Source organism: Synechococcus sp. RC10A2 (genome assembly GCF_047502605.1).
This window is the reverse complement of record NZ_JANSHP010000093.1, coordinates 1-3,531: the sequence shown is the minus strand read 5'-3', so window position 1 is coordinate 3,531 and position 3,531 is coordinate 1. Positions and strand designations below refer to the sequence as shown.

At 62.5% G+C, this 3,531-nt stretch carries 3 protein-coding genes; 1 reads left to right on the top strand and 2 read right to left on the bottom strand.

Translation table 11 applies throughout. The features are described from left to right. Positions 1–69 precede the first annotated feature (69 nt). Positions 70–1,194, top strand: coding sequence for a recombinase RecA (recA, locus tag NW848_RS12635; protein ID WP_099812230.1), 1,125 nt, complete (start codon positions 70–72; stop codon positions 1,192–1,194). 15 nt (positions 1,195–1,209) lie between these two features. On the opposite strand, the gene NW848_RS12630 is transcribed toward recA, so the two are convergent. Continuing rightward, positions 1,210–2,022, bottom strand: coding sequence for a TrmH family RNA methyltransferase (locus tag NW848_RS12630; protein WP_011429966.1), 813 nt, complete (start codon positions 2,020–2,022; stop codon positions 1,210–1,212). A 33-nt stretch (positions 2,023–2,055) separates the two neighbouring features. Beyond that, positions 2,056–3,402 (bottom strand): 16S rRNA (cytosine(967)-C(5))-methyltransferase, encoded by a 1,347-nt coding sequence (locus NW848_RS12625; protein ID WP_011429967.1) that lies wholly within the window; start codon positions 3,400–3,402, stop codon positions 2,056–2,058. Between the last annotated feature and the right edge of the window lie 129 nt (positions 3,403–3,531).

Below are 3,531 nucleotides of genomic sequence, written 5' to 3'. Positions count from 1 at the left end.
GCAACAAGGCGACAATGTTAGAATGCAGGCTTGATTTTCCACCGCGACTCCTGGGGGAGGGTGCTGGTTATGGCCCGCAAAGCTGCCGACGTGAACAACGGCGACGACTTGGACAAGTTGAAGTCGGAGAAACGCAAAGCTCTGGATCAGGTGTTGGGCCAGATCGAGCGCAATTTTGGCAAAGGGGCGATCATGCGCCTGGGAGATGCGGCCCAGATGCGGGTGGAGACCATACCCAGCGGCGCTATCACCCTCGACTTGGCCATGGGCGGTGGCTACCCCAAGGGGCGAATCATCGAAGTCTTCGGGCCGGAATCTTCTGGGAAAACCTCGGTTGCTCTGCACGCCATCGCTGAGGTGCAAAAACGAGGGGGAACGGCTGCTTTTGTGGATGCCGAGCACGCGCTGGATCCCGCCTACGCGGCGGCTTTGGGGGTAGATATCCAGAATCTGCTCATCTCCCAGCCGGACACGGGGGAGGCCGCCCTGGAGATTGTCGATCAACTGGTGCGCTCTGCTGCTGTGGACATTGTGGTGGTGGACTCGGTGGCAGCGTTGGTTCCCCGCGCCGAGATCGAGGGGGATATGGGAGACGCCCATGTGGGGTTACAGGCCCGCCTGATGAGCCAAGCGCTGCGCAAGATTGCCGGCAACGTCAGCAAAACCGGGTCAATTGTTCTGTTCCTCAACCAGTTGCGCTCCAAAATCGGCGGCATCGGCTACGGCCCCCAGGAAACCACCACTGGCGGCAATGCCCTCAAGTTCTATGCGTCGGTGCGGCTGGATATTCGCCGCGTGCAAACTCTGAAGAAAGGTGCTGAAGAATACGGGATCCGGGCGCGGGTCAAGGTGGTGAAAAACAAAGTTGCTCCCCCATTCCGGCGGGCAGAATTCGACATCATCTTCGGCCAGGGCATCTCCAACATCGGCTGCATTGTCGATCTGGCCGAGGAGATGGGCATTCTCAAACGACGCGGTTCCTGGTACAGCTACAAAGAGGAAAATGTGGCCCAAGGGAGAGACAATCTGGTCGTTTACCTGAAAGAAAAGCCGGAGATCCTGGCGGAGGTGGAAGCGGCTGTGCGGGAAAAACTTTCTGCAGGGGTAACGGTTTCTGCCAGCCGACCGGGGGGGATAGAGGAGGGAGAGCAGGAAGAGGTTGAGGCCCCCATCTTTGCAGATGAGGAGTTTTGAAACGAGGGCGGCTCTTCAAGCTGTGCCTCTCAACTGGGCTCGCTGCTGGCGCAAAGCTTCGTAGAGCAGCAATCCCCCGGTCATGGCCACGTTGAGGGACTCGACGCCAGCAGCCATCGGGATCCGCACCTGGGCATCGGCCAGTTGGATCGTCGATTCCTGCAGGCCAGCCCCTTCGTTGCCCAAGAGAAAAAGGGTTGGCCGAGTGAGGTCGTGATCCCAGTAACAGGTGGCCAGAGGGGCGAGGGTGGCGGCCAAAACTTGGATCCCTTGGCGACGACAGGACTGGATCCAGGCGGGCAAGTCAGAGAGAACCTGAGGCGGGCGGCGAAACCACTGGCCGGCGGAGGCCCGCAGGACTTTGGGGTTTTCCGGATCGACGCTGTCTGCGCTTAGCCAGAGGCCATCGGCTCCGGTGGCCGCCACGACGCGGATCAGGGATCCCAAATTACCTGGATCTTGCAGCGTTTCGACCACCAAGCCCAGGCGCAGCGCCTCTGGGGGAGGGGAGGCGATTTGCCGGCTAACGGCCACAGCTACAACCCCTTCCGGAGACTCGGTCGTAGAGAGGGCCGCCATCACTTCCAAGCTGACGGCCTGCCGCCGCAGATGCTTGGGCAGGCTGGCCAACAAGCGGGGGTGACGCTCAGCCCAGTCGAAGGTGTAGCAGACAGCTCGCAGAGGCCAGCCGACCCCCAGCGCCTCTTCGAGGAGGTGGGATCCCTCGACCAGGAAGGCGCCCTGCTCTCGCCGGCCTTTGCTGCGGTGCAACTGCCGCAACTGTCGGATCCAAGGGTTTTTGGGGCTGGTGAGCAGCTCAGAAGCCATGCGGAGGAAGAGGAGAGATGGGGCGGGGAAGGCTTAATCGCGGCGACGCAACCGTTGGATAAAAAATCCATCCCGATCCTGGCGATGAGGCCAGATGAGCAGGGGATCCCCTTCGGCAGCCCAGTGGGGATGCCGGTTCAGAAAAGACTGGATGACTGCCTCGTTTTCGGCAGGATGCAGGGTGCAGGTGGCGTACACCAACAGTCCGCCCGGCTTGAGCCACCGGGCTGCCACCTGCAGAAGCTGAGCTTGCAGATGGGCCAGCTCTTGAATCTGGGCGGGGGTTTGCCGCCAGCGGGCGTCGGCGTGGCGGTGCAGGGTGCCCAAGCCGGAGCAGGGGGCATCCAACAACACTCGGTCGGCGCTCTGCCACGGGGGCAGGGGTGCAGGAGGTTCGGCAGCGGCGTCCAGGGAGAGCAGGTCGATGGCCAGGGGACGGATCGAGCTCAAGCCCAAGCGCTGCACATTTTCCTCTAGGCGGCGCAGGCGGTGGGGATGGCGGTCCAGGGCCCAGATCTCGCCGCGATCCTGCATCTGCTCGGCCATATGCGTGGTCTTGCCGCCCGGAGCGGCGCAGCAGTCGATGACTCGCTCTCCCGGCTGGGGATCCAGATAGTGCACCACCTGCTGGGCGCTGGCATCCTGAACGCTCCACCAGCCTTGGGCAAAGCCGGGCAGGGCCGTGATGTCGCCGGCATGTTGTCCCAGGCGCAGGGCGCCCGGCACCTCAGGGATGGGTGAGGCAGGGATCCCCGCTTCTGCCAAGGCTTGGATGACTTTGTCCACATCCGCCCGCAGCGGGTTGACCCGCAGATCCAGGTGGGGCGGCTGGTTGAACCAGGCGCACAACTGCTCGGTCTCGGCTGGTCCCAGGCGCTCCCACCAGAGGCGCACCAGCCAATCGGGAAAGCTATGCCGGATCCCCAAGGCCTGAATCGGGTCAGTGGGCAGAGTGTCCTGCAAGGGCTTGAGGGGATCCTTTTCCGCCCCATCCAACGCTTGCCGCTGGTAGGCGCGCAAGATGCCGTTGACTACCCCCGTCAGGGATCCCAGGCCCACCTGGCGGGCCAGCTCCACGCTGGTGTGAATGGCGGCCCTGGGCGGGATGTGATCCAGAAAAGCCAGTTGGTAGAAGCCAAGGTAGAGAATCAGCCGCAAATCGAGCGGTTGCTGGTGGGCGGGGCGCCGGGCAAAGCAGTCGATCAGGGCATCAAGGGTGCGGCGACGGCGGGTAATCCCATACACCAACTCGCTGACCAGGTGGCAGTCGGCAGGGATCAGGCGGCTATGGGCCAACAAGTGTTCTAGCACCACGTCGGCATAGGCGTTGTGCCGCTCGATCTTCTGCAGAGCCAAGAGGGCCAGTTGACGCGCGTTCATGGCCGCTCCAAAAAAGATCAGGTTGCTTCCCGACACAAAAGGATAGCTTGGTAGCCCCGCACTTGAGTGCGCGCCGGAAAAGCCCGCTAGCCACTTTAGTCGCTTACCCATGATGGGGGTCGTTGATAT